Source organism: Bradyrhizobium sp. Kon37, assembly GCF_055807535.1.
The window spans coordinates 1-26,232 of record NZ_JBVVOY010000045.1 but is presented as its reverse complement, the minus strand read 5'-3'; the positions used below and the strand labels follow the sequence as shown (position 1 = coordinate 26,232).

General features: G+C 56.7%; 10 protein-coding genes and 5 pseudogenes. 7 read left to right on the top strand and 8 right to left on the bottom strand.

Annotation, left to right across the window (positions count from 1 at the left end; genetic code table 11):
- Positions 1 to 78: 78 nt before the first annotated feature.
- Together AC0L3J_RS36170 and AC0L3J_RS36165 are read left to right on the top strand one after the other, a co-directional pair.
- Positions 79 to 302, top strand: a pseudogene (locus AC0L3J_RS36170) (transposase domain-containing protein); the annotation flags it as partial.
- 49 nt (positions 303 to 351) lie between these two features.
- Positions 352 to 525, top strand: a pseudogene (locus AC0L3J_RS36165) (transposase domain-containing protein); the annotation flags it as partial.
- A 352-nt stretch (positions 526 to 877) separates the two neighbouring features.
- Here AC0L3J_RS36165 and AC0L3J_RS36160 read toward each other — a convergent pair.
- From AC0L3J_RS36160 to AC0L3J_RS36150, 3 genes are all read right to left on the bottom strand, one after another.
- Positions 878 to 2,071, bottom strand: a complete 1,194-nt coding sequence (locus AC0L3J_RS36160) for an aminotransferase class I/II-fold pyridoxal phosphate-dependent enzyme (protein ID WP_473350266.1) — start codon at positions 2,069 to 2,071, stop codon at positions 878 to 880.
- 1,102 nt (positions 2,072 to 3,173) lie between these two features.
- Entirely contained in the window at positions 3,174 to 4,172 is a 999-nt protein-coding gene (locus tag AC0L3J_RS36155) for an ATP-grasp domain-containing protein (RefSeq protein ID WP_085383328.1), read from the bottom strand.
- A 571-nt stretch (positions 4,173 to 4,743) separates the two neighbouring features.
- On the bottom strand, positions 4,744 to 5,235 hold the full coding sequence (locus AC0L3J_RS36150; protein WP_473350265.1) for a GNAT family N-acetyltransferase: 492 nt from the start codon (positions 5,233 to 5,235) through the stop codon (positions 4,744 to 4,746).
- Between the two features lie 571 nt (positions 5,236 to 5,806).
- Here AC0L3J_RS36150 and AC0L3J_RS36145 point away from each other — a divergent pair.
- Positions 5,807 to 6,307 (top strand): GNAT family N-acetyltransferase, encoded by a 501-nt coding sequence (locus AC0L3J_RS36145; protein ID WP_085383330.1) that lies wholly within the window; start codon positions 5,807 to 5,809, stop codon positions 6,305 to 6,307.
- An 826-nt stretch (positions 6,308 to 7,133) separates the two neighbouring features.
- On the opposite strand, the gene AC0L3J_RS36140 is transcribed toward AC0L3J_RS36145, so the two are convergent.
- The gene (locus AC0L3J_RS36140; RefSeq protein WP_085383331.1) at positions 7,134 to 7,349 is read right to left on the bottom strand and encodes a hypothetical protein; all 216 of its coding nucleotides are present in this window, start codon (positions 7,347 to 7,349) and stop codon (positions 7,134 to 7,136) included.
- Positions 7,350 to 8,329: 980 nt separating this feature from the next.
- On the opposite strand from AC0L3J_RS36140, the gene AC0L3J_RS36135 reads away from it, so the two are divergent.
- Positions 8,330 to 11,476 carry an amidohydrolase family protein gene (locus AC0L3J_RS36135; protein ID WP_473350264.1) on the top strand — a complete coding sequence of 1,049 codons (3,147 nt, stop codon included), beginning with the start codon at positions 8,330 to 8,332 and terminating at the stop codon, positions 11,474 to 11,476.
- A gap of 1,093 nt (positions 11,477 to 12,569) precedes the next feature.
- Here the strand turns inward: AC0L3J_RS36135 and AC0L3J_RS36130 are convergent.
- Both AC0L3J_RS36130 and AC0L3J_RS36125 read right to left on the bottom strand, forming a co-directional pair.
- Positions 12,570 to 12,995, bottom strand: a complete 426-nt coding sequence (locus AC0L3J_RS36130) for a c-type cytochrome (protein ID WP_473350263.1) — start codon at positions 12,993 to 12,995, stop codon at positions 12,570 to 12,572.
- Between the two features lie 7 nt (positions 12,996 to 13,002).
- Entirely contained in the window at positions 13,003 to 14,598 is a 1,596-nt protein-coding gene (locus AC0L3J_RS36125) for a flavin monoamine oxidase family protein (protein ID WP_473350267.1), read from the bottom strand.
- A 2,001-nt stretch (positions 14,599 to 16,599) separates the two neighbouring features.
- Here AC0L3J_RS36125 and AC0L3J_RS36120 point away from each other — a divergent pair.
- From AC0L3J_RS36120 to AC0L3J_RS36110, 3 genes and pseudogenes are all read left to right on the top strand, one after another.
- Positions 16,600 to 17,709 carry an acyltransferase family protein gene (locus AC0L3J_RS36120; protein WP_473350262.1) on the top strand — a complete coding sequence of 370 codons (1,110 nt, stop codon included), beginning with the start codon at positions 16,600 to 16,602 and terminating at the stop codon, positions 17,707 to 17,709.
- A 380-nt stretch (positions 17,710 to 18,089) separates the two neighbouring features.
- Positions 18,090 to 18,442, top strand: a pseudogene (locus tag AC0L3J_RS36115) (transposase); the annotation flags it as partial.
- A gap of 1,273 nt (positions 18,443 to 19,715) precedes the next feature.
- Positions 19,716 to 19,907 (top strand): annotated as a pseudogene (locus AC0L3J_RS36110) (response regulator transcription factor); the annotation flags it as partial.
- A gap of 1,213 nt (positions 19,908 to 21,120) precedes the next feature.
- On the opposite strand, the gene AC0L3J_RS36105 reads toward AC0L3J_RS36110, so the two are convergent.
- Both AC0L3J_RS36105 and AC0L3J_RS36100 read right to left on the bottom strand, forming a co-directional pair.
- On the bottom strand, positions 21,121 to 21,966 hold the full coding sequence (locus AC0L3J_RS36105; protein ID WP_473350261.1) for a transglycosylase domain-containing protein: 846 nt from the start codon (positions 21,964 to 21,966) through the stop codon (positions 21,121 to 21,123).
- 3,756 nt (positions 21,967 to 25,722) lie between these two features.
- Positions 25,723 to 26,232: pseudogene (locus AC0L3J_RS36100) on the bottom strand (hypothetical protein); the annotation flags it as partial.

Below are 26,232 nucleotides of genomic sequence, written 5' to 3'. Positions count from 1 at the left end.
TTGCAGAAGATGGCTCTTCTAACGGCGCTCCCAAGATCGCGCACAGACAATCTAAAGGGCCGCGGCGCTACGCTTACCGTCGAACGATCAATCCGTGGGATCAAACTTTCCCGAAGAATGCACTATTTGCAGGATCAGACGGCAGCGCCGAGCATTGGGCGGTCATCGCTTCCTTGGTCGAGACCTGCAAGATCAACGATGTCGATCCGCTCGCCTATCTCACTGACGTCCTGACCAGGATCGTCAACGGACATCCAAACCGCGACATCGACCAGCTACTGCCTTGGGCCTACCGAGCTCAAGCCTTCAAAGCCGTGGCCTCAACGACGCTTACGCTCGGCCGGTCGCCATGGCAGAAGAAGCTTGGCCTTCGGCGGCTCCGATGAGGGCGGCCGGCGTGCGGCTGCCATCTGCAGCCTCATCGCCAGCACAAAGGTTAACGTCGATCCACACGCTTGGCTCGCCGACGTGCTGGCCCGGCTGCCGGATCATCCTGCCAGGCGCATCCACGAACTGGTACCCTAGAATTGGCGAGCTCAGAACCTTGCTCACGCCGCATAAGCACGGTCAGCCATCCCCTCAAGACGACCTAACCAGGGCCGTCCCCGCACGCGTACTGTCAGGACAAAAGCCAAATGGCTGAGCTACTCGAGCACCGTCGGGTGCGTTCATGTATCCGGGCTCTTAGTGTGACCGATGCGATGACCGCTGGGGCGTCGGCCCTGAAGACGTCACATACGGCACCGCTCGACCGGAATGACGCGCATTTCAGCCGGCTGGCTCCATTTTATTCGCACTAATCCGAACTCTGATTTGGTTTCGATCAAGATCGCATTGTTCTTGTCGGCCCAGTTAACATCGACAGCCTAAACGTGGATCATCTGAGAGGATAGGGCTTTCCGGTTATTTCGACGACTGCTTCCAAGATACTGTCGCACAGCCGTTCTATGTCGCTCGCGTCATGTTCGGATGTAATAAATACCCTAATTCCGCCTGTCCCGTTCTTTAGCCTTGGGAAGAACGTCTCTGACGTATAGAACCCGCTGTCGAGAAGACGTCTGGCGATCCCAATCGCATTTTCCTTTTCTCCTATAGTGATCGTTCTAATCGGAAGTAGTTTGCCTCGCTCGGCCGTGTCGAGGCGCCGGTCAAAGAGGTCGATGCGTTGTGCCAGTCGCTGCTGCCGCTCGCTCAATTCTGCCGAGATATGAATCTTGCACGAGCCAAGTGCCGCGCCGACCGCCGCCAGATCAGGACACTCTGAAAGTCCATCGATAGTTAAGAACCGGCGAAACAAAACCTCTTGCTCGCTTGTTCCGACCATCAATAGGCCGCCATGTGCACCGAATCCCTCGGAAAGCGAGGCCGCTATGCTTGTTCGATGGCCGAGCACTTGCGGAAACTGAGACCGAGCAAGCCCTTCGCCTTTTCGCCCAAAGATCGATATACCGTGGGCATCGTTGATATGGAGAAACAGACCATAGCGTTCTTGAAGCCGACGCAGTTCAGCTAGCCGCGAATAGCCTCCTTGGGAGTAAATATCATCGCATAGATATGCAACCGACGGATTCTCGCGGCACAATCGTTCAAGAGCGTCGAGGTCATTGTGGACAATCGTTTCCACGCGGGCTTCATCAGCGATCATCGGCCTGTAACAGACCAAAGAGCCATGGGCCGAGCAATCGAACACGACAACCGGCCTTCTTCCGCCTGTCAGACGGCCCGAAGCAAGGATGCGCATCGCGCCTAAATTGGCAAGCAGGAGACTGGAGGAAAGTATGGCGTGCGCACAAAACGTCTGGGAAAGGGTGTCCTCGAGTTGTTCAAGAAGGTCCAAATGGACATGCTGTCGGTCGCTGGACCCATGTAATGGCTTTTGCGCCTCAATTGCGTCAATCGCCCCAGCGACAACCAACGGATGGCGGTCGAGCCCCAGGTAAGAGCGTCGCACGAAATCAATTACCTGCTGAGGAGCGTGCGACCCCCTATCGAATGTAATCGGGCGTGTAGTCGCATAACGTCCATCGACGGCGATGAGATCTGTTGTATGGGCGGCGTCAAAAGACTGCATGCCGTGCCCGGGCATACATGCTGTGTTCGGAAAGAGCTCTCTCACGTGGGCTCCTTTGGATGATGCCTTGTTCAGCTTTCACTCTGATCCACCCAAACCGTGCAGTCGTCTGTGCCGCACGAGACTCAGGGACGTCTGGCCGAATGAATTGTCGTGCGACACATGCCGACTGTGAATCAACTAAACCACCGCCGGCCTGCCCTGGACAGCTACCAGATCAGACGGTTCCTGCCAGGCAATCATGCCAGGATGTCGAGATGATGAGCATCCGCTGGACCCGCGGCCCCTGGGCGCCGTTGCATGTGAGTACTCACACAGAAGTCGAGGCTTGATACCGGCGCCGCGGAGGAAAGTCGTGAGTGGTGAACACCTGAACAGCCACTTCACCGAGGTCATAGACTCAGACCACCCGTCCTCGATCTCCATCCCGCTGACGATGTTGTGGAGCAATATCATCTGGCCGAGTCTTTGTCACCTGAGGCATGGTGGCGACGCGATGTACCTTGTTGGACTTGCTTGAGGCATGCCGGACGCGTGGACGAGCCCCTCCCTGGAATTAGACGTCGAGATCAGCAATCTCCGCGATCGTGCTTCCCATCGAACGTCGCCTGAGCGGCCATCGAGACAACCTCCAGCCAAATAAGCGGGCATAGGGGTACGGTTAGTCATACGTTGACTGATTCAATCCTCACTACATAGCGCAATGGCAGCCTTCGCCGGAGTGAGACCGCACATCTAGCTTGCGTTCGAAATCCATGACGAAGTCGGCGCATACTGTAAGGTCACGACGTGGCCGCTGCATCGTCGTTTCCCAAAGAGGTGGACGCGCTAAGCGCTTCTCTATCTTCATCGCTGAGGTATTCAAGGCGGCATGGAGGCTGGTTGACTGCAGAAGCGGCCGACTAAGGCGAAGAGATCGCGCGGATCCATGGCGCAGGTCTCACAGTGATGATGAACGAACTTTGGGTTCAGGTGTGTGCAGATGCTCACGATCATGGCACCGCCGAAGCAGCTGAACATGTCACTCCAAGACACGAGACAACGCCGGTAATATGGGCGAACAAAACACCGAGTTACGTTTCATGATTTGTAAGAGCTCACTTCATGACGACGAACTCCTCGCGAAGTGAGCAGTGATTAACTCGGAAACTGTGTCCGAGCGGTCTACCCCAGAAGCACACTGCAAATCGTACAGCCCACCCGGATTTACAAGATTTATTTCGATGATGTAAGGATAGGCAATGTCGATCCCTGCGAAGTTGATTCCGTGAGCCATCAGTTTTCGACCGACCGACTCGGCTAGCTCAATTTCATCTTGATGCAGATCGGTCGGAACAGGTTTTCCTCCGAGCACTATGTTCGACCTGTGATCGTCTGGATGCCCGATCCGGCCATGCCAGGCGGCCGCCTGTCCGCAAGCAACAATGATACGTTTTTCGCCGTGGACCACTTCGGGAATATACTGCTGCAGAACCGTGTACTCGGCTTTGAAGCCGCCTAGCTCGCCATAGCTATCTTTGTGCGCAGTGGTATTTCCGGTAAGGCATTGCAGGATTGCTCGGACATTTGGTCCCTTTGGGGTAAGTAAAAAAACGTTTTGCCCACAGGTGGAATTTGGCGGCTTAGCAACCCACCACTGATCTGAAGTTTCCTGATAGCGATCCCATAGCAGCGAAAAGTCGTTCGATATGTATGAAAGGGCTCTGTTCGCCTTCGGCACGACGTGGCCCAGTGCATGCTTTGGAGTAAGGAACACCAGTCCTTCGATGCTGTTAACGAAGGACGTGGTCTGCGACGCGAGCCAAAGCATCTGCCAAATGTCAAGGGATACACGATCCTGAGGATGGCCCATGACCCAGACCAGTTGGCATTCATCGAGAAAATAGGTACTTCGACTTCCTCCTGCCGCGCAGCCGGGCTGATAAGGCTCGGCGTTTTCAGGCACTAGGACTCCGTTTGTAGAAATGCGATAATCGTCTGCTGAAATGGAATTTAACTCGCCGAGAATTACTTCCCATCCTAACCGGCGAAACGCGTTGCTGATAGGGGCGTCGTTCTCGCCTAAACAGTTGAGCGTGTTGGTCAGTATCAGCAGTCTCATCACATTCTCCTAAAGCCGAACCGGTATCTGGGCTCCACATCGCGCAGGTAGCTCTACTATCACAATTCAAGTAGCGCGGCGGTCTGCAGCCCATCCTGCCTGGGCTCGGCTATTGGCCCAGTGCTGCATCAGGCAGATAGCAACGCGCGTGCCAAGATCAGGTTGGTTTCTAGTAGGCGGCTGAGTTCGTCCGAAAAGGTGGCGGTGTATCGAAAAGGGTAGGAGGCTTAGATCGGACATGGTTCGTGCCGCTGTCGGGGGCAGGACAGGGATTGTAGAGTTCAGTGGAAAAAATGCCCGCGGCCACGCTTGGATGCTTCGTCCGGGTTAGAGTTGCAGGCGCAACAACGTTGTCGGTCGAATCACGACGGGGTGCAAGGAAGCGCATCTCCCCAAACAAAAGCGCATTTCGCGACGGCAGTGCTATCGGTATCCGTGCCCGCCAGCATAGATTTGTACGGCGCAGGGCGGTCGCACCCCTTGAAGCTGTGAGGACACAAGGAACGTTGGGCGTTGTTCGATCGGTGCAGTTGGAATGTCTGCTTGGCTGGTTAGCCGGACGAGGGCGGAGTCATCGCAAATCCTTCCACAGCCACACATCATTGTGCCATTCACCTCGAATACGTGAAAGTTCGCGTAACGTTGCGACACGTCGAAACTCGAACAAATTGAAGTTTTTGATTGCGCCGAAATTTCTTTCAAGCGTGCGGCCCAACAGCGCGCGCAGTCCAAGCGTTTTGGCGGTCTCAATCAAGTGCGCAAGCATCAACCTTCCAATCCCCATTCCTCGGTGTTTTTCATCAACGTAGCACGAAATTTCGGAGAGCCCCGCATACTCAGGGCGCATCGAAAACGTATTCAGGGAACACCACGCAATTGTTTTCCTGCTGTCATGTTCATAAACGAAGGCTGCGTATGGGTCTTGATGCTCCTCAAGCCAAGCCAATCGTTCGGTGCGACTATCAGGCGACACTCGACTAATGGCAAAGACGCCGGGTGCCATCGCTTGATTGTAGATTGCGGCGATGTCTTCAGCATCCGAACATTTCGCGCGTCGAATCACGAGCTCGTCCGATCTGTTTGATTGCGCGTTGTACTCTTGAAGCCCGCCATGCAGCTACTCGCCTCTCAACGCTTCCCATCACCAGTTGGGCAGTTGGCGTCTGATTTCACCCATGCAAGGTGCGAGCAGAAGCGGACCACGTATGTTCAACAATGAGAGTACTAGAACTCTGCGCAAGCTATAAGCCATGGTAGGTTTCGGAAGGTCCGTTACACGTTAGCAAGCGGTATGTATCCTTGCGGGACTTGGGGGCTTTTCTACATTGCCGTCGCTTTTTGAACATTACCGCAGCATGTTGCTTTAGTTGACTGCACGGGAGAGCTGCCGCGAACGCACATAAAGCGCAGCAATCCTGGGTTCGCCGACCGTGACCTATGGCGAAAGCGGCGATTGGGAGCCGTAGAGAACTCGGGCGGCGTTGCTCGGGTTACCTATCCGGTGAAAACGCAATTGTTCAAGTAGCTCGCCGGTCAAGTCGGACTCAGAGTTCGACGCGGTTGATTGTTCAAGGAGCATCTGGTGTTTCGCCGCGGCAGGTCGGATCCGGATGTTAGGCGAGTGAGGGCTTCAAATGTGGTACGAACTGCGCCGACTGCAAACAGGTGATCTACCCCAAGTAACGGACATCTATAATGCCGCGTGTCGGGCCAGGGAGTCGACGCAAGGAACACGTCCTTGGAGCGTTGCGGAAATGCATCAGTTTCTGTTTTCGCTTCGTTCCTCATTCGTGTCCTACACGTGTATCAGCAAAGGTAACGTGATCGGATGGGCAGCACTTACTCCGCACCATATCAATGAAGGGGTGCGGCAGACGGCGGAAATGTCGCTCTTTGTTCAAGGGGCGTTTCGTCATAAAGGAGTTGGATCCGCCCTCGCGCATGCTGTTCTGAGTCAACAAAGTACAGCAAATCTACACTGCATCTTGGCAATGGCATTTGCTGACACGCCGAACGTTATTTCTTTTGCCGAGCGAAAATGTAGCCTTTCGGTTGCCGGATGTCTCCCGGGGGCGTTTTCCGACAACGGGAATAACCACGACATTCTGGTTCTGCAAAGACTTATAGGGACGTGAACTCCACGGGAAATAAATTGGTGTGTCTAGCAGCGGTAGAGTGAACTCCCGCGGACGTGGCTATTCGAAAACGTGACGTGGGAAGGTGCGAGATGTCGGGCCGTGTGACTGGCTTCCCGCAAGAATTATCCCGAGGTCGCCTGAGTCATCTAATTTGAGAAGATAGTTGGCGTGGGATAATTGCCATAGCGTCATCCAATTGGGGCGGGTGGCGGTACGGGCGACCAAAGCCAGCCGAACGAGCTGGAGTTGTGGTCGCCCATTATGTAGTCGGGATGCCAGTTTGCCGAGCGCGACAATGGGTGGGCGAGAGCGGGTCCGTCCGACTGCGGCTCTAGGTTTTACCATCATGCGGCTGCGCCTGCTGCCTTCATGCGGCGGCGCTCGCGGATGCGGTTGGTACCTACTACTTGCTTGATAAGTTCCGCTTGGATGCGCGTCTTGATTCGTTTCGCTGCAAGTTCTTCCGAGTCGGGTTCATCCAGCACACAGCATCAGCCGAAAGCCTCCTCAGCCGAGTGCTCTTATCTGCATCCTCTTCAGCCCCTTGGCCGTGGGAGAGGCGGCCGCCGCTCGGACGCTCACAATGTGGTTGCGGCACAAATCGCCAACCGAAACGCCGGCCTCAGGCTCTTTCGAGATCCCGATAGGAGCTGCTCTTGGCTAAGCGACTGCTTCTCATGCTGTGGTTCTCTTCATCGGCCAAAGCGTTGAACATGACCAAACCCTAGGCGCAATCTCCCGCGATAGTGCTTATTCGGTATACCTTCACTCTTTGTTTCTCGTCGGGCCGAACTCAAATCGTTATGAGCGCAAACGGGAAGGATTAGAAAATCTCGAGCTCGATCTCTTCCGTCAGTTCGACAATACCTTCTAAATCTTGGCAAAGGCTGCGCGCGTATTTTAATGCTTGGACGCGGTTCACGAACAGTCCGCCAAAACGGGCATTCTGGTCGCGAGCAACCCAGGTGCCTCGGCGATTCCTGCCAACAAGGACCCTGCCCGCCGCAGGGATGCGCAAAGGAATTTCACCCGACTTCATTTTCTGTCCAGGAATGTGAAAGTGTTGCTTTGCTCGTCACCCGAGTGCAAATCTTTGCGTGTTGTTTAATCGCGGGTGAGCTTGCTGCACACTGGACCTGTATCTCCAGAAACTGAGGAGCCGGTGCCCCCAGAGCGGCCTGCTGCAGTGATTCACTTACGGCGATGATCATCATACGACGTGACCCCATTCCAAAGCGTCCTAATCTCTTTCGGGAGGGCGACCAGTTTCGCCCAATCGGTCGAAGTCGCCGCTCTATGGCGATCGAGAAGTGGCCTCCTTACGGTAGGTTAGCCTGGCAACCGATAGTCGAGACAAGCGCTCGCATATTGCTGTGTCTTATATCAACTGTTTCGGTCGGTAGTTGACTGACCGCGAATTGTGCGTGGCGCCACCGAGCTGCAACAGCCAAGCAATGCATGACGGTCACATAAGGTTAAGCAAGTACGTGGTGCAAACCGGAGACGAACACAAGCTTTGGTGGCACGTTACGACGCTGAACTGAGGCGTTGGGCGGAGTGCGCGCTGCGAGCGGTCACGCGGCCTGGCGACCTGTTGGGTCATAACTCTGGAGGACTCTGTTATTTATAGGGCTGACATTCTATAGAAAATGTGCGGCAGCGTCTTTGGGAGGTGGACTGGCCCGATATCTGCTTGGCTTTCGCCGCAACAAACGGAGGTGGAGATCTATGCCACCAGTACCCGCGTTCCACCACGCTTGACCAAGCAAGAGCTCTGTTCTGTTTCGCGCTCACCCGATCGTAAGCAGCGGTATCTTGCCGAAGAGTAGAGGAGCAATACAGACGCTTCTTGGAGCCGTCGTAATTGGCCCAGCCACCGAATGTCATAGGGGGCGAAAGCCCGAGAGATGTGGCTGCCGGTCATATTCGTTCCGGATGTCGAACGACTAGCTCTTGGGACGCCATAGTCCATTCAAGGCCGCGATAGAACGGCACACGATCGAAGAAAGTTGTTGTACAATGACGACAACCTCACGACGCGCTATCAGTCGTCGTAAATTATTGTCGATGGGGGGCGGTGCGATACTGGCCCCTTATGGCGCTTCTCTATCCCCCATCTCCCCTTCCAGGGCCGAACACTACGCGACCGTTGCCGAGGGAACGAACATCTCTGCTGCTGTTTCGCCGGACGGGCGTAAGGTCGCATTCGATCTCGCCGGGAGCCTCTGGCTTGTTGGCATCGAGGGCGGGGTCGCGCGGCGGTTGACTGATGAATTCGGCGACGTCGCGCAACCGCACTGGTGTCCAGACGGGAAGGAGATCGTTTTTCAATGCTATCGCGACGGAAATTGGCATCTCTGGACAATCTCTGCCGATGGGACCGGGTTGAGGCAGCTTACGCGTGGTCCGCACGATCATCGCGAACCAAGCTACTCTCCAGATGGTCGACGCATCGCATTCTCGTCGGATCGCGGCATGAGCTACGGCATCTACGCTTTTGACCGGGATACGGGCGCGGTGGAATCGTTGGTCGATACAGCGACCGAGGAGACCGACCCGGCCTGGTCCCCAGACGGACGAAGAATTGCGTTCGTCACCAACAGGTCATCACTGGACGTGATGGACGAGCTGGGTAACCGGACCACCCTAGCGTCCGTTCACAGCTCAAGAGACATCCTTAATCAACAGGAGATCCACGCTCCCTCCTGGTCTCCCGGCGGGGATCTCACCTACCTTATTCTGAACAACGGGGCGGCGCAGTTGCATGGGCCCCGTGGTATTATCGTGCAAGGCGAAGACATTTTTCCTTTTCGGGCGTCATGGTTGCCGACTGGCGAGTTCGTATACACGTCGGGGGGCAAGATCCACCGGCGCGCGCTGCAAACCACGCAGTCATCCATTATCGAATTCTCAGCCGAGCTTCCAATCGTCAAGCCGAAGTACAAGAAAGTGCGCCGGGACCTCGATTCGGTCGCATCACGTCCGGTTCTCGGTATCGGCAGCCCGGCCTTGTCGCCCGATGGCCGCGATATCGCATTCCGCGCTCTCAACGATATCTGGACGATGACGATAGGAGACCGGCCACGCCGCGTTTGCGGCGACGGATTCCATAAATCCGATCCGGCATGGTCGCCTGACGGGCACTGGCTGTCTTATTCAAGTGACCGCGGCGGCAAGCTAGATATCTGGTTGCGCGACCTGCGCACCGGCGAGGATCGCCAACTCACACACTTGTCCGATGCTGCGTTATCCGGTTCATGGTCGCACGACGGCAGATTGATCGCTTTTTTGGATCAGGTCGGCAACCTTTATACGATTGAGATCGAGAGCGGCACTGTTCAGAAAGTCTCTGGTCCTTTATGGGAACCGGGCAGGCCGAGTTGGGGGCCTGATGGGCGGACAATCGCCCTTGCAGCATTCAAACCTTACTCTACTAGCTATCGGGAGGGACTGAGTGAAATCCTGACCGTCGATCGGATAACCGGCGAGGTCGAATACCAGTCCGCTCTTCCACACCGATCGCTCAGTACGCGCGGCGACGACGGACCTGTCTGGTCACCTGACGGGACGAAGGTCGCCTTCGTGCTGGGCAGTCTGCTGTGGATCGCTCCGGTCGATGCCCGATGCTGGCTGACCGGCCCGCCACGTGTGATCAATGCGGAGGTTACGGACGCGCCGACGTGGAGCGGTGACTCCAAAACGTTGCTTTATCTATGTAATGGAAGTTTGCGGTTGCTTGCGGCAGACGGGGGAGAGCCGCAAAGCGTGCCGCTTTCGTTGCATTGGGCAATGGCCAAACCCACGGGCCGGACAGTGCTCCGCGTCGCACGCTTATGGGATGGCCGCAGTCCGGACCTTCGGGAAAATGTCGACATCCTCATCGACTCCAATAAGATCACCGGCATTGTGTCCCAGAGCGGCGATGCTTATGGCGACGCCAAAATCGTCGATGCTCCTCGGTCGACAGCCATGCCTGGGTTGATGGACATGCACACCCATCGCCAAATGCAGGGCTATTCATATGGCGACCGGCAAGGCCGGTTGTGGCTTTCTCTGGGGATCACGACGACCCGCTCCGTCGGCTCGCCCGCTTATCACATGGTGGAGGACAGGGAATCCACCGACTCCGGGGCACGAGTGGGTCCGCGTCATTTTGCGACGGGGGAGGCGATCGACGGGTCCAGGATATTCTACAATTTCATGCGCCCGGTCACCGAGCAGGGACAGATCGCCCTCGAGTTGCAACGCGCGGAAGCCTTGTCGTACGATCTCGTCAAAACCTATGTCCGATTGGCGCCCGAGACGCAACGCGATGTCATTGCCTGGGCGCATGCCCGCGGTCTGCATGTCACGTCGCACTACCAGTATCCCGCCGCGGCTTTTGGCGCCGACGGGATGGAGCATCTTGGCGCCACCAGCCGGCTCGGTTACTCGCGAACCATGAGTCGATTGGGAGTCGCCTATCAGGACGTCATCGAGTTTTTCGCGCAGAGCGGCATCGCCTGTACGCCGACCATCTTCACCGCAAACGCATTGCTGGGCAAGGATCGTTCCTGGATCGATGACATCCGGATTCAAACGTTTTTGCCCGCGTGGGAGTATGCGCGACTCAAAGAACGCGCTAGACTGATGGCAGGTCCAAATGGGCTGACCACGATGGCCGAACTCGAACGCAATGTCGCGCAAGTCAAGAGGCTGTTGCGCGATGGCGCCCGAATCATTACTGGGACCGACGCACCGATCGATTTCCCTGCCATCAGCTTACATCTCAATCTGCAGGCGATGGTTCGCTATGGTGTGAGTCCATATGAAGCACTGTTGACGGCAACCCGCTATCCTGGCGAATTTCTTGGCCAACCCTTGGGGACGATTGCCAAGGGGGCCCTTGCCGACATCGTCCTCGTCGATGGAAATCCGCTGCTGCATATCGAGGATGCCGCAAATGTCAGGCGTGTGGTCAAGAACGGTGAGGTTTCGAGCATAGAGGATCTGCTCGCGCCCTTCGTTGCAACGCAAGTTCACCAGCACGGAAGTAACACGATTTTGCCGCCAGTTCGGACCACCGTGAATGACGCGCGCTTCTGGTGGCACGGCAAGGAATTCGTTGAAAACAGCAGGGCATGTTGCTGCTGTACGGCGACGCCGCGGTTTCGCTGCACGGATTAAGGCTCGAATTCTTGCGGAATCGACGAGTTGGAGCGGCAGTCCGATTGCGGCGACTGAACGTCACACCGTAGGCTCACGGAGTCCTGGTCCCTGCAATGAGGCTTCCCGCGCCTGAAAGCTTGCCAGGATGTCCGCAGCGTTCGTCGCGATCACGGTTCGGCAGCGACCGCCCCGGATCGGGGCGGTCGCTCAAGGGCGCACCTTGCGGCCCTTGTGTCCAGCTTGCGCTTCCGTGGTTCGGCCTCTCTCACTAACATCCTGGAGATGGGGAAAGGAGGGCCTGTTCATAAACCGGAACCAACCACACGTTGCGCAGGCGAGGATCGGTATGGAAAGAACCTTTCCACCTTCTCGGCTCGTCGGCTTTATGGCTCTGCTGACGTTGTTCGGCGTGTCAAGCTGCCGCCGAGAGACTGCTGCAGTTCTTCGAAAACCATCTCGCAATCCCGTGAGGATGAAGCCTCAGAGCGCGGACCCTGAATTCGGCGGACTCGTCCTCGGCACTCCTTCCGGAATGGCAGTTCCTCCAGCTTCTTCAACTTGCTGTTGTGTTCAATCTGCTTCAATCCCCCGCTGTCCGTCGGCGGCTATCCGGCATATTGTTTTCCAGCTGACGCGCCGTGTCGCACGTTCCGGACGTGCGGCAGATCTCCGCAACTGAAATCTTGATAGTCCGCCTGTGAAAAGGCGAAGTGGGATCTACAGATTCGAGAATTTCGAGTTGAATCGCCTTGCTCCTCCCACTGCGATCATAGCCGCAAGGCTTTCACTCTGGCTCAAGGTTCCCGGAGCAGACCAGGCCAACAGCCGCGGCGTGGTTGGTCCGCCGCTCGGCTATCAAGACGTTCGAACCAAGCCCCCATAGTGAACGTCCAAGTGGCCGATGCTCCTGAACGGTCTGCCCGAACTTACGTCCTGCGCAAAACTGGGCCCTGGATTCTAGCGAAGGTTCCAGAAGAGGCCGTATGAGCCGAATGACGATTTGCAAGAAGCAGCCACAATCCGCTCCCGAACTGGTCGACTGGTCTCTGACGGCCAACCCTCCCGGTACCTGCGAGCGGGAGAACGTCGCTTTTATCATTCTCTTTCGGCCTCACCTTCGCGCCGCTTCCACGTCACTTGCCATGACTGCATCAGAGTAGCTGTTTCCGAAATGCGTGCGGAGGTAGTTCACGACTGCCGCGATCTGGTCGTCGCCCATCATTCCGCCGAAGGAGGGCATACCGCGGCGGCCGTTGAGGACGACATCGATCGCATAAAAGCTCGCGTCGAGATTGCGGTTGGCGACTAGCGACGGATAGCTGGCGGCACCGCTCGCCCCCATCGCATCGATCATGTGGCAACCGCGGCACACATTGATATATAGCTGCTCGCCAGTCGTCTCGACAAAGCGATCGCTGGAGGAAAAATAGTAGCTCTTTGGCGCCTTCGGATCGTTTTGCCCGAGCAGGGGATGCCACGATCGCAACAACAGCGCCGCTATCGCTGCGAAGATGACATGCTTAGTGCGCCGACGCATCTTCGCCTCATGGCTTGACCACCCGCTCATGCAGCCGCGCGATGGCATCAAGTGAGGAGAGGATTGCGCCCTCCTGCCAAGCCGGCAATGCCGACACGTGCTCGCCAGCGAGCAAAATGCGCCCGTCGATGCCACATAGATTGCGATAATGCTGCTTGCGCGCCTCCTTGGACCAGTGGCCGCTACACCCAAGCGTGAATGGCACCCGGTGCCACGCAACCGCGATGCCGTTCTCGAACTCCGTCCGGTATTGAGGATGGATGACGGCGCCGAACTCGACCGCGCGCGCCACGCGCTCATCCGGCGGCATGGCGGTGAACTCGAAGGCATTGGCGTCCTCGAAAAGATAAGCACCGAGCAAGATGCCGCGGCCGGACTTGTTGTAGTCGGTGTTAGGATAGCCGATCTCACGGATTGGCAAATCCGTGTAGCTGATGCCGCCATAGATCGCGTCGTCCTCCTCCCAGAATCGGCGTTTAAATTGCAGCCCGACTTTTACCGATGCCCCATAAGGCACGGCATCTATAGCCGCCTTCATCGCGGCACCGACATTGATCGGCAACTGGCTCAGGATCGACAACGGTATCGCGCACAGGCACCAATCGGCAGTGACCTTTTGCAACTGCGCGGGATTGTTGGCGTCCACATAGGTCACGGTAACGCCGCTATCGTTCTGCCAAATTTCCGTGACCTTTGCATTATAGCGGATAAGTTCGCCGAGTTCGCGCGCGAAGGCCTTGCCGATCATATCCATGCCGCCGACCGGCTGGAACATTGTGGTCTGCAATTCGTACCTGGCGAAATTCCAAAAATAACGCCACAGTTGCGACTTCAGGATATCCGAGAGCGCTACCGGTTCGCTCGGAAGGGGAGTCGCGGACAGCCCTCCGCCGGGCGGTTTGGCGTAGCCGCGATATCCGGAGGCAATCAGGCCCTCTCTGTATTTGTAGTTGTGATCAAGCGCGCCCCACGATTTCAATGCAAGCAGCAGGATTTCCTTGTCCTCCACGGAAACAGCCTGATTCAACTCGCCCTGGTTTGCGACTTTCGCAAGCAGTTCCGAAATCTGGCCCTGGAAATCTGCCTTTACTGCGCGGATTCGCTGCGGCGCCCCGCCGAAAGCGCCCGAGGCGTGTAGATAGGCGTTGTGATTGACCTGGACGAACGGCTCGAGCGCAACGCCAAGCCTCTTGCAATAATGCAACAGCGCGCGGTGATGATAGGGAATCCGCCATGGCCCCGGATCGAGATGAAGGCCCTTCTCGAAGGCGCAGGTCTGCTTGAAGCCGCCGAGTTCAACAAAAATATCGCCACCGCGCAGGGTCCAGTTTCGCCCGCCGGGGCGGTCGTTAAACTCCAGCACCAGGACCTTGTAGCCGGCATCACGTAGCTCCAGCGCCGCCGTCATGCCCGCAAGGCCCGCACCAAGAACGAGCACAGAAGCGCCTTTGGCATCACCGTCCAGGTGGATCGGCCCTGTGTAACGAGATTCAGAGGCAACGCCAAGCGCCGTCATCGTGTGATACATCGCGGCGCTGCCGGCCACGGTACCAATCAACGAGAGCAGATCGCGTCGCCGCACTGTGAGAGGCTCGTTCTGCATCGGCATTCGATCGCCCCAAAACGGCTCACGCCGCATCTGCCAACGAAACGCGAGGCTGCTCTGCATTAGGTGTGATGTTGACTGGAAGTTCGTGCCGATGGCCGTGTTGATCCGCAGCTTGTAACTCGCGCTGCGAACGGACGTCGGTTTGGCAGGTGGCTATTGCAGGAAGATCAGCGGCGCGGCATAGCTGGTTGCAAAAATGGCCGTGCAGTAAAAGCGCATCGGAGTTGTTGGGTGCGACGCTTGGCGGCAAACATCGAGTTGACGCTGAAGGGGCCGATCCCAATTGATGAGAGCCATAGATAAGCGTCCGGCGCCTCACTGAGCGTGGCATAGCGTCCTCCTGTTTGCGTCGAAGACAAAAGCAGGATTTGCGCCACCGACAGGCGCGGCAGGCGGACAGCTCTATATGAGAGCAATGTCGCAGTTCAAACAGAGTGGCGTGTTTCCAGACGCCGGCAGCGTCTGCTCTCCAACGAGATACGGTGCGTCCGAAATGCGGTGCCGCCTCTTACAATCGACTGGGGCGGCGCGGTTTGTAAGCAGCCCACTCTGTTTGATAGGTTGGATGAAGCGAAGCGGGCGGCACCCGGAATTCAGTTCTCTTTCTCCTCCCTTGCCGTCCAATTGCATTTCCGGGGGCGGCTGACAGCCTAACAAATTGCTGCTGCATCTACAGCATCTCGCTTGGGTATAGTCGAGGGGCATGCGTTCAACTATCGGCGCGTCAGTTTTCCGTCCACTCTTCCGTCCCTGCGTTGGCGCGCGCTAAGTGCTTGGGCAGGGTCAAGTATCCTCGCGGCAGATCGTGTCGTGCAGCAAAGAAGCGGAAGGCCAGGTCCACCTTAGCCTTAACGAAAGCCTCTGAAGGCTCTTAACTGTTATTGAGCGTTTTGGCTCATCACCTATCCATTCATTCCCGCTCTCCATGTTCACAGGCGTACTTTAATCCGGGGTCCGTTCTTCAACCTGAATTGCCCCGTTTCATCGCTGTCAGACCGAAGGAGACGCTGTTTGAAGAGCCTGCCTCTCCGTCACACAAACCCAACGTACAGCTTTCCCGTATCCTGCTTTCGTGAAACAACTTTCGCGATCGAAGCGACGGTCTACGAGATGCCGCAGCTTGGAGTCCTTGCAGCTGTTTGGTGGGATATGCCCGCCACGCTCAGGGAGGTTCATGATCCTTTGTCCGGTTTCCCACAGCGGTACGACGACTGTCGCATTCAAAACACCCCCGGCATTTGCGACTGTCGGAATACGTCTTAAACGGCATTGGCACGGCTGTTGCTTTTCAGAGAGGCATCAACACTGACCGAGGTCAGATGCATCCAATGTGGGGTTGGAGTTCCGCGCGCTTTGCGAAGAAGCCAACCCGCAACAAGGGAGATCTCGGCCGCAATCGACGATCCCGTCCCAAAACTGAACCGGCTCTTTGCATGGGGCGACCGTGAGGAAGATGCTTCATGCCTTTGCTATCGGTATGGGCTCCAAACGGCAAGGAGTTGTAGGTCGTTAAGCATTTTCACTCCCTAAGCCGCTGAAGGTGGTTCTGACTTTTGCGTCTGTCTGCGTCTGGGGACTCGCAGTCGTCGAGCGCGAAGCCGATGCCTATCGCAACCAGCGTCACCACGATGCACGCGTGCGCTGTGTGTACGACAAAGGCACGATCATTCAAAACGAACTCGTCGTCGGAGAATACAGAGCTGATAAGGTTGTCAGGATCGGTCGGTGGACCTTTGCGCAAGCGAGCGCGTCCTTGGCGGACTATCGGAGGGAGTGCCCGAGACGCGCGAAGTACGCATCACGAGCGCTAGATAGGTTGATCGATATGTCGATCCGGCCTGGCCATGCACTGATCTATTGCCTGCCGGATGTTCGAAATGCTTCGCCGCGATCCGGAATTCGCGCATCGTACCGGCTTTGCCACGTCAATTATCCATGCATTCCACCGATGTACACCGACGGCAGGGCTAAAAGTATCACGGGGATCGGCGAGTTATGAACAGATGGTTACCTTTTTGCTTGGGCAACAAGACGATCTCGGCTCAACTGATGCGAGCGGAGAATCGGCCATCCGGTTTTGATTATCTTCGGCTTTTTCTGGCGATCAGCGTCATAGCCGTCCATAGCATATCAATATGCTACGGCATGCAGATTCATTTGGAGATGTGGGGTGGTCCGCTGCACCCAATCTTGAAATTTATTGTTCCATGCTTCTTTGCAATGAGTGGATTCCTCGTCGCGGGAAGTCTGGAGCGTAACACAGTCCCTGCATTTCTGACCCTCAGATTTCTGCGAATTGTTCCGGGCCTTTCCGTTGAGACGCTAATTTCCGCACTGCTATTGGGCGCGCTGTTAACGTCGCTGTCTCTAACCGACTATTTTTCCGATGAAGAATTCTGGCGCTACATGGCCAGTATCGTAGGCTGGGTGCACATCTACCTTCCCGGCGTTTTCGAGAACCGATCTCCTCCGAACTATGTGAACGGGTCAATTTGGACTATTCCTTTTGAATTGGAATGCTATGCTGCAATGGCAGCTTTGGGAGTAGCTGGGGTCGCCAAGAGACCGATGCTTTTCACGAGCGTAGCCATTCTTGCGATGCTCGCTTTTTCCGCAAAGGGAATGACGTCCCCCAGTTACGGCGTTAGCCACGGAGAGATGGTCCTCCCTTTCATGTTCGGAGTTGCGATCTATCTACTGCGGAACATGCTGCCGTTCTCGTTTCCTCTATTCGTTCTGAGCTTAACACTGTCCTTAGGGTTCTTCTACTTCAGAGTGATATCTTACCTCGAGGCACCATTCGTCGCCTACTCAGCAACTTACGTCGGACTACTGAATCCAAGGCGAGTGCTTCTGGTGCGTGGCGCCGATTACTCATACGGCATCTATATCTACGCCTTTCCTTTTCAACAGGCAGCCTTTGAATTGCTTCCAGGCGGGACTTTCTGGCTTTTGAACATCGCCTATGGCGTCGTCTCTTCAGGGGCAGCCGCGTATCTCTCCTGGACTTTTGTCGAGAAAAGAGTTCTGGAACAGCGCGCAGCCGTGCTACCGCGCCTCGCAAAATTCATAGAGTGGCTTCGTTTGCGTTTCGGGCTTCTGTAAATGCCCTTGGCAGTTTATCTCGCCGAAGATACTCGGCAGTGGTCCACCGCCGTCACTGCTCTGGATCGGACAAAACCGTAACCGTCGCCACGTTGCTCATTTGTTTGCAATTCAATGAGCAAATCATTTCTTCCTCGAGCACAGTCTCCGGGAAGGCGGACGTCACCGGAGACCTTACGGTGTCCCTGGTCAGCCATCCAGTCGACTTCCCGCAAGGACATCGATGGCCTTGTCGCGGTTGTGCGCGGTGCCGGCTCTGTTCCGGTCGAGGCCGGGTTTTGTGTGTTCCGGGCTGACCGCGCCCCCGGATGTTATGCAGTTCTGAGTTAGTCCCGAGAGTTTGGATTAGATAAATGACAAGTAAAGAAGTTTCTCGCCCGCCGATCGAGGGAGACTGGCTGCATCTGTGGATCCACGCCACCTACGTGATGGTGCGCCAGAATGGGGCACATCACATCTGTCGCGTTGATCATTGCGGTCGGCTTCGACAGCGACGGCCGGCGCGAAGTGCTCCGCATGGATATCGTCCTACCGAAGCCGAGACGTTCTGGACCGCGTTCCTGCGCAAGCTCACCAGGCGCGGCGTCAAGCTCGTCGTCTCCGACGCCCACGAAGAGATCAAGGCGACCGCCATCAGAGTGCTGAACGAGAGGTGGCAGCGCTGCCGCGACCATTTATGCGCAACGCTTTGCCGCAAGCCGGCAAGAGCGGTAGGCGCGTCATCTCCGCCTTTCGGCGATGCCGTCGGCGGGCTGCACGGGTCTCTGCAGTTCTGATTGCGCTCATCCACGGCGGAAAAGGGGACAAGGGCAGTTCATTGATCTGGCGCAGATCGAGTACATGCCTCCCTCTTTTAGCATCATGGCTCACCGCTCACTCGATCGAAGGTAAGGCGCCGTCAATTTATGGTTATGGACACACTCATCCCAAATGCGGATCTAGGGGCCGCCCGGAGGAAGCTCTGTGACGATTGGTTGGTCGGGCACAGGGGCAGAAACACGCTGTCTCACTGCTGTCATTACGATGAGAGAACCTATAAGATCTGTTGCTGTCGAGAAAGCGTAACCAAGCCTTGTCGCCTTTAGAGCACGGTATCCTCGGTATGATGCGGCGGTCGAAGTGACGGTTGCGCCTGCCTCTCGCTTCCTTGTAATTCAATCCATCAGGTAGTCCATTAGGCGCGCTTGGCACCTCGTTCGCCATTCGGGCTCAGGCGTCGGTGGTGTCCCTGGGGAAGACAAACAACTTCATCGAGATGAACTCGTTGCGAAACGTCTTCCTCTGTTGGCAAACACGGTGGAATCCTCACGTGGTCCCTAGCCGCGCGATGAAGGCTTCGGTGCAGGCGATGCCATATTCACGTCCCGCCTCGAGAAGCACTCGATCGCGAGCTAGCGCTGCGCGCAAGGCTGCCGAACGCGGACAGCGGCAGAGGCGCGATAGATAGCGTGTAGATCGGCGCTGAAGCCAATCCGGACGACAAAAGTCGGTCTCGTCGGGGACAGAGTGAGAAGCACACTACAAGATAATACGGACGGAACGAAACAAAGAGAGAGCACATGGAAGATCGTGAGTCGAATTCAGGTATTCTTTCCTCCAGAAGGCACAAGAAGTGCGAAAGAGGTGCAAGCGGACCTGCGGAGAGCGGCGATGCAAACGAAACGAGTAGAGTTCGCGAGGCCGAAACGTCGTTCTCACGTGAGCGATCCAATCAGGCCTAGGAACCTCTAGTTGAAGACAGACCCGCGGAGAGCGGAAGCGCGGACGTAAACGTCAAGTGTCGCGATTGTTGCAAGTGTTCTGTCGCATTGACGACGCATGTCACGATGCGCTCGACAATCCTTGGTGCCGCCCTTCGAGTCGAGATCCTCCAGGCTTGTATCGACATTTTTTCGAGGTCTTGCGGTGCAAGATTTTGCGATCGGTATCGTGTGGTATGGGATTTGCTCTTCTCGATCCCTAGATCGTCTCGGCTCCGGGAGAAACACATGGTCGATGTGCAAGACGTTGTGCTGTCCGCACGGGAAAAACAGTGCTTGCGGTGGGTAGAGGAGGGCAAATCATCCTGGGCAATCGGAGTCATACTCGAGGTTAGCGAGAATACTGTCAACTTTCATCTTAAAAACGCGATGCGAAAGCTGGAAACAACCAGCCGCACTCAGTGCGTTGTGAAGGCGCGCCGCCTCAGGCTTATCTGAGTTACAGCGCCTGCTGCCATTCAGCGCGTGCGCGGCGACCCCTATCGTCACGTACCGGAATCAATCCGTTACAATCCGATCTCGTCTCCCGAGAGCAGCGGGTTGCGCGACCCATGATCTGGCCGTTCCGGGGCGCGATTGCTCCAAGTCATCGCCGGTCTTCTGGCGTTGGATCCCCGCAACTAGGCCCAGCCGCGGCCGAGAAAGCCGCCCGCGAACGGAGCCGTGATTCACCGGAATCGTCGACTGGGGCTCGGCAAGAAACAGCGCCAGGGGACGATCGTGTACGGCCTGGAGAGCCGCGGTATACCGTGCTTGCGAATCGCCGCACTGTGAAGCTGCGGGTTTGACTTTCTTGAGCATCCGACGGTGCCGCCGTCATGATGGCGACTACCGACAGGGGCGCCGCCCTTCTCGTCCACGCAGCTGAGCCTTCGTGCTTGATGGAGCAATCCGCGCTCAGCTTTCGCTCATAGCACGCGTCCTTTCTTGCGGCCGGTCCGAATTGTGTTGGGTGCGCCGCCGATTCAAAACTACCCGGGGGCGCGAAAAACGCGCATCAAGATCGGTATCTCGAGCGCAAGCAGACCGACGCCGCAGTTATCGAGCTCGTCAGGAATGGGTGAACGGTCATCGAGATCGGACAGAATCGGAATGTCATTCTATTCACCGCGAGATGGCACAGTTAACCAGGGTCTCCGGTCCTCTACTATGTTGTCGCCACGAAGCAAGTTTATGAAGTGTGGCACTTTGCCAATTCAAGCCGTAAAGTTCTTATCGCGCCGTTTGCAAGACGCAGCACATCCCGCTCGCCGGTCTCGACCGAGCACTCCGAACGAGTTCGTAAGCGATCATAGAGCAGGGTCCGAGGGCTATGTGCCAGGATCGGATCTGTCTCCAAAAGGCGCCAGGCCTTTATAAATGCGGCGCTCACAAGAGCCTCATGAGGCGAGATACGCTCGGGTTGAATCCGATACATGATGAAAAGAGGCCGCAGACAAATCTGACACAGAGCGCAAATTATGCCGGAGCTCGGGTTCTTTGGAGGTGTAAACGCGATCCGTGCCCTCACACCCTCACACCACCAGTGGTGCAGCGGATAGTTATAGAGGCGTTTCTTAAAGCTACAATGACGGACGTACGGCTTTGATCCAGCAAGTTTGCCCTCGAGTTTCGAGTGGTACCGTCTGTGAGAACCTCGTTGTCGATTGCCCTAGTTTAACGACCCCTCGTCGGGCCTGAATATTAACTGTGCCGGATATTGCCTTGCACCAAACACCTGGTCATCAGTCATGAATCCGGTCTGGACCAGCTTATCGAGAACCAGGCTTGCACGCTGACGCACATTCGGAAGACCAATGTGCGAAGCTACATCGAGCGGCTCATTAAGCAAGCCGGCAAGGGCGGCCGCTTCGCTCAGGTCGATGTCCTGAACGCGTTTGTTGAGATAGAGCCGTGCCGCATCACTCACGCCGAAGATAGCGGCTCCGATCTGCACCCGGTTCAAATAGATCGTTAGGAGTTCATCCTTGGTGAGCCGCCGTTCGAGCCAAATCGCGACAAGTGCCTCGTGAATTCTGTCCTCGACAGCGGCTCCATTTGACGGGAATAGAATCCTCGCAACCTGCTGGCTAACAGTCGAATGTATGCCGACTAGGTTCCAATTAGCATGGAATGAGCGGGCGATAGCAGCAAGGTCAATCCCGAAATGGCTGTAGAAGCGGTGATCCTCGGTCGCAAGCGTCGCCTTGATTAAGACGTCCGGAAGCTCTTTCAGTCCAATCGAGATATACGTAGCGCAAGCGCTGGTCTGACCCGCGCGGCAGTCCGGCAGACACACTGTAGGGTCAGAGTCCTCGCCCCAATTCTGACCTGCGGTCTCATGAAAAACCGGGATTGTCACGATCAATGACAGTATCAGGCTGATGATGCCGAATGTTAAAGCCTCCGAAAGCGGGTCGACAATCACCCAGCGTAACGGTCGGCCAACACGCAGCGCACCCCGCATCAGCTCCGTAACCATAGTGGTGATTGAACAGATACGCCTGGCTGTTGCCATTATACGCTCTTGGATCGCGGCGGTCCGGCCTCGCGGCCTCATCTGATTCACTTGCTTCTTTCAGTTATCTGGAGTTCGCGCGGCGAAACGCGTGCCGCTGTCGGCATGCCGCTCGGTCTTGTTGTTTCCATGTTTTTCATTGAAAGCGCCGAAGAAAAGCATGTGTGGGGCAATCAGACAAGTCAGGAGCGTGCGACACGCTGCGGCTAGAAGGACACATGCAAGCTTGCAAATCGCGCGTCAGCTCTGAGGGGATGAGGCCAGTACGCCTGCAGTTATGAGGGTGATCGCGGGTCGTGAGTCGTTCAGCCGTCACGCTGTATTCTCGATGGCATCTAGTCTGCAGCACCCGATGCTTGTTGCCAGCAAGCGGGTCGTTTGAGGGAGCTTCGCTAGTCGGCATCACAACTGAAGCTGTCGCTTTGGTACATCATTGCTCGCGCGTCCGGGACATTAAGTGATGGCTTCGCAGGAGCAGTGGAGTGGGCGTAAGCCATATACAGCCGCGCGCGCTCTCGCCGCCTGCGAGAATGCCAGCTGCGGACGGCAGTGGCCGGCGCCAGAGCCTGCGATAAAGATCAGAGCGAGAAGAACAAATGCCATCGTCAAGATATATCCATCCCAGCAACGCCTCGCAGATCGTAAATGTGCTGTGCCGTCGTCATGAGGCGGCTTATGTATCAGTTGAGCGAATCGAACCGCTAGTTGGTACAACTTGACGCTGGGTGCGATTCAAGCCCTTAAGAGGTCTTGGGCGGCATGGTTGTCGGATCACTCAGGACATCGTGTAAGACCTGCTCGATTGGCCGAGGTGTTAGGCTGTTGCAAGTTGTATGCTCTCGACGTAGTGCCCTAGCATATGTCCCTCACGCCAGAGAGGCTGACGTCGTCACCGCCGCGGTTATCTCTCTTATCTGCGCAAATCCATGCCAGCTTTCGATCTGAACACCATGTGAGTGCACGCGACTGAGAGCGGTATCTGCAAAGGCAAAGCCAGCCCCCGCGCTTCCTAAGAAAGGCGCTCGTCGATACGGATGAGTATGGTTCCGATTTATCGGCTTGGCGAATTGCGCACATGGCGCATCTGTTGTCGAACAAGAAGTTCAATCGTGCCCAGGCAATCGGGCCTTGCAGGGTAATCCGCCTGAAGCGCGCAAGCTGCGCATCTCGCCCAGCCCTTGCTCTACTGGCCCATCTGCCATCGAGCCCCAGTTAGGCCAGCCCTCGGCCGTGCCGCAATTGAAACCCCAGCAATTCGAGCTTGAGCCGAAGCCACCGCCCATGCCGATATAGTAGCTGCTCCAGTCGTAGATCGCAGCCGCGACAGGCTGCGGAGCTTTGGTGTAGAGAGGTTGGACGGCCTGCGCAGACAGATCCGCGCCGAATGCGGGCGTCACCGCGCCGGCGCCATAATGCTTACAGTCTCAGGCAACAAGTTCTTCATTTCTACTCTCATCCCTTGGGCGGCCCCCAGCCTCGTGCGTCTTTGATAACGTCCGCGCGATTTGCTGTAACTGCTTCGCAACATTTGCGGCTAAACAATGTACGAACCGAACGCTGCGTCAGGTTGTGGCTTTTCAGGTCATCTCCAGCTTCGCCCTAATGCTCGGACGCATGCGGGCACAGCTATCCTACGTATGGACGAAAAGTGGGCTGCTGATCTCAGCGGATAAAGCACACCGCAAGCCAAATGATGACCAGCCACACCGCGACGGAGAAGAGCAAGGCGCTTCGCAACGTCCTCGCTCGTATCCTGTGGCGCCATCGGAGGAGCTGCGATGAGCAACCGGTGAAGCGCCGACCGCGTACAACAGCTATCACGTCATCGTAATCTGAAAACCGGAAGTGAGACCGATGCTTGCGAATATACGCAAGCCGGTCAGTGGGTGAGAGGCACTGTGCCCACACCTCCCATGCCTCATCATCAAAATATGCGCTATTCTCAACGACTTCGGCGAGGCGCTCGTCAGGCTTCATGATGCATCCGCTGTTCTGCCCGTCGCAGATCGAATTCTAGGAAGGAAGCCCCACCTTCGAAACTACCGGTTTGGGTAGGCTGCTTCAGGGAATCTAGCTCGGCCATGACCATTGGTCATGGTCAACGCGAGCTTGATCCCGACGCGTGATCAGATCCGAGGCCTCGGAGCGCTCTGCATCTCTCGTTTCACGCAGTGCAGATCGTGAGGGGCATTGAAGCGCCGTAGATGCTGTAGGAAATTGAAAATGCTCCTCACCGACGCTGCCGCGAATCGCGCTCGCGTCCAGTTCAATTCAAGCGCTAGCTCGCGCGCGAAGTTTCTACGATCTCTGGTGGAAGTTCTGCCCGGCAATAGCTTCCGCACATGCTAAGACCATACAGATGCTGCTGTCGAGCACGCGCGTGGCCGCCAATCTAGGTTGCGCATCTATGCTCGTCGAAGCGGGGGCGGAAGGCGTTCGCCCTCGCGCGGCGGATCGGCAATTTCCTTGCTCGAGCGAGGCCGAATGCGACGTTAGAAACCGGGCGTGCGGGAACTCGGGGCGGCAGCGTAGCAGAAGCATCGGAAGGAAAGAGAGCACCATAGAGCCGGGCGCGCTCACCTCCTTTGCGGGAACGCCAGCTCGGCACGTTGTTGCCAAATCCAAAGCCGGCGAAGAAGATCGTAAGAAGAGAAGTGCTGTCATCATCCTCAACCTCTGATCCCGAGGAGTGCCTTGATGTGCTACGGCATGCTCCTGCATCGCTGTTCGATAATTGGTCGGCGCGATTCGGCAGATGCTTGATTCCGAGGACGAGACGCCACGTATGAGCCGAGTCCCTCCGGCGACTTCCAGCCGAAATGCATTCTAGCTCGATGTGGCGTACAGCAGCGGTGTGCGTAGCGTGGCACAGCTTTGCGGATGCCTCCCAGAGCAGTCCACCCCGCGATCGTTACAGGAAGCGAATGCGATATGCCGGCCGATGTGGCTTGTCAGACTGGTGCGCTTATTCCGACGGCATTGCCATCTTCCCTGCTGGTGGGCAACGGACAAGGCGTTTCAGGTGGCATCTGAAACGTGGAGGAGGCCAGCCATCTGGCTGCGCAATCGGCGCGACTCTCGTGACACGCGGGTTGTTTGCGCGTCGGCTGTCGGCGGGCCAATGAAATGCAAAGGTGGCCGCACTCATCCGTTCAAACCGAGCGCCTAAATCATGCGGTCGTGGCCTCGATGCCTGGGAAGGTGGCGCGGCGATCGTTTCCCGCGACATGCCTACTGACCATGAGACAAACCCGCTACCAGAAAGACGCTTTCTTACATGGACCGCTCGGCAATCTCGAAAAAAGTGACCGCGATGTCTTCTTGCCGTCGTTAAGTGAGTGAACCTGCGCCTCAAGCAGAAGTTAGCCAGGTGTTAGCCGAAACCTCGATTTGATTGGGCGAGGAAGAAGATGAATGTCCGATCGATGAAATCGCCAAAGATGCGGGCTCCATCAGTTGACTTGAGTTCACTTGTCACTCCCCGAGCGAGAACAAGTTTGGCGATTTGCATATGACCGGCGATGGTCCGGCGATCTGGCGATAAAGCTGCGAGCGTCTCGTTGAAATATTGGCCAGAATGCGGAGGTCTTCTGGATAGAAGAGGTCACCGTGCCCTTTCGCTGGGACTGTTCGCCTGCTCACGCTCCTGGCGCCAGTCTCGATCATGGTGCTTAGCCAGTCTGGCCGCGATGAGTTCGCTTGTGAGTGCGTCCTGCAGCTTGACGGCTCGGAGCGCCATGTGTCCTGGCAGATCAGCTAAGCCACGAGCTCCAATTGGAGAGCAATCCGGTTCTCTAGATGCTGAATGCGCGACGTGCAAACAATCTCCTCCGGTTTCTCGGTTCTGGGAGCCGGGCACAAAAGCTGGCCATTCGTTCCACTTGCGTCGGCAGAATCGGATACCTTGCGCGAGAGCCAATCGCTGTTGCTCAAGGTACAGAGCGCATAGGCTTTCATCGGGAGCAGAAGGAAGATGTTGATCGGGGTGTGCAGCGAGAAGCCGAGAAATCGAAGCTCGCCAGCGCGCAGGGCGGCCACGCTGCATCGAATCAGGGTCATCGCGACGATGGTCAGACCGGTCCACCGGGGCACGGTGCCCGTGAGCGCGAGCTGAGCGAGCGCGGCAATCGATGAGATGGCGAGCAGCAGCGGGCCGAGGTTCTGTCCAATCACGTCCAGCGTGAGGTACCGGTCGAGGCCGGGCAGCAGGTGCAAACCGAGCAGGGTGTCGCGGTAGGTGCTGCGCGCCCAGCGGAGCTGTTGGCG

Excerpts from the sequence above, each read along its gene's own strand:
- AC0L3J_RS36160 (WP_473350266.1), bottom strand. The coding sequence starts at position 2,071 with ATGCAGTCTTTTGACGCCGCCCATACAACAGATCTCATCGCCGTCGAT.
- AC0L3J_RS36155 (WP_085383328.1), bottom strand. The coding sequence starts at position 4,172 with ATGAGACTGCTGATACTGACCAACACGCTCAACTGTTTAGGCGAGAAC.
- AC0L3J_RS36145 (WP_085383330.1), top strand. The coding sequence starts at position 5,807 with ATGTGGTACGAACTGCGCCGACTGCAAACAGGTGATCTACCCCAAGTA.
- AC0L3J_RS36140 (WP_085383331.1), bottom strand. The coding sequence starts at position 7,349 with ATGAAGTCGGGTGAAATTCCTTTGCGCATCCCTGCGGCGGGCAGGGTC.
- AC0L3J_RS36135 (WP_473350264.1), top strand. The coding sequence starts at position 8,330 with ATGACGACAACCTCACGACGCGCTATCAGTCGTCGTAAATTATTGTCG.
- AC0L3J_RS36130 (WP_473350263.1), bottom strand. The coding sequence starts at position 12,995 with ATGCGTCGGCGCACTAAGCATGTCATCTTCGCAGCGATAGCGGCGCTG.
- AC0L3J_RS36125 (WP_473350267.1), bottom strand. The coding sequence starts at position 14,598 with ATGCAGAACGAGCCTCTCACAGTGCGGCGACGCGATCTGCTCTCGTTG.
- AC0L3J_RS36120 (WP_473350262.1), top strand. The coding sequence starts at position 16,600 with ATGAACAGATGGTTACCTTTTTGCTTGGGCAACAAGACGATCTCGGCT.
- AC0L3J_RS36105 (WP_473350261.1), bottom strand. The coding sequence starts at position 21,966 with ATGGCAACAGCCAGGCGTATCTGTTCAATCACCACTATGGTTACGGAG.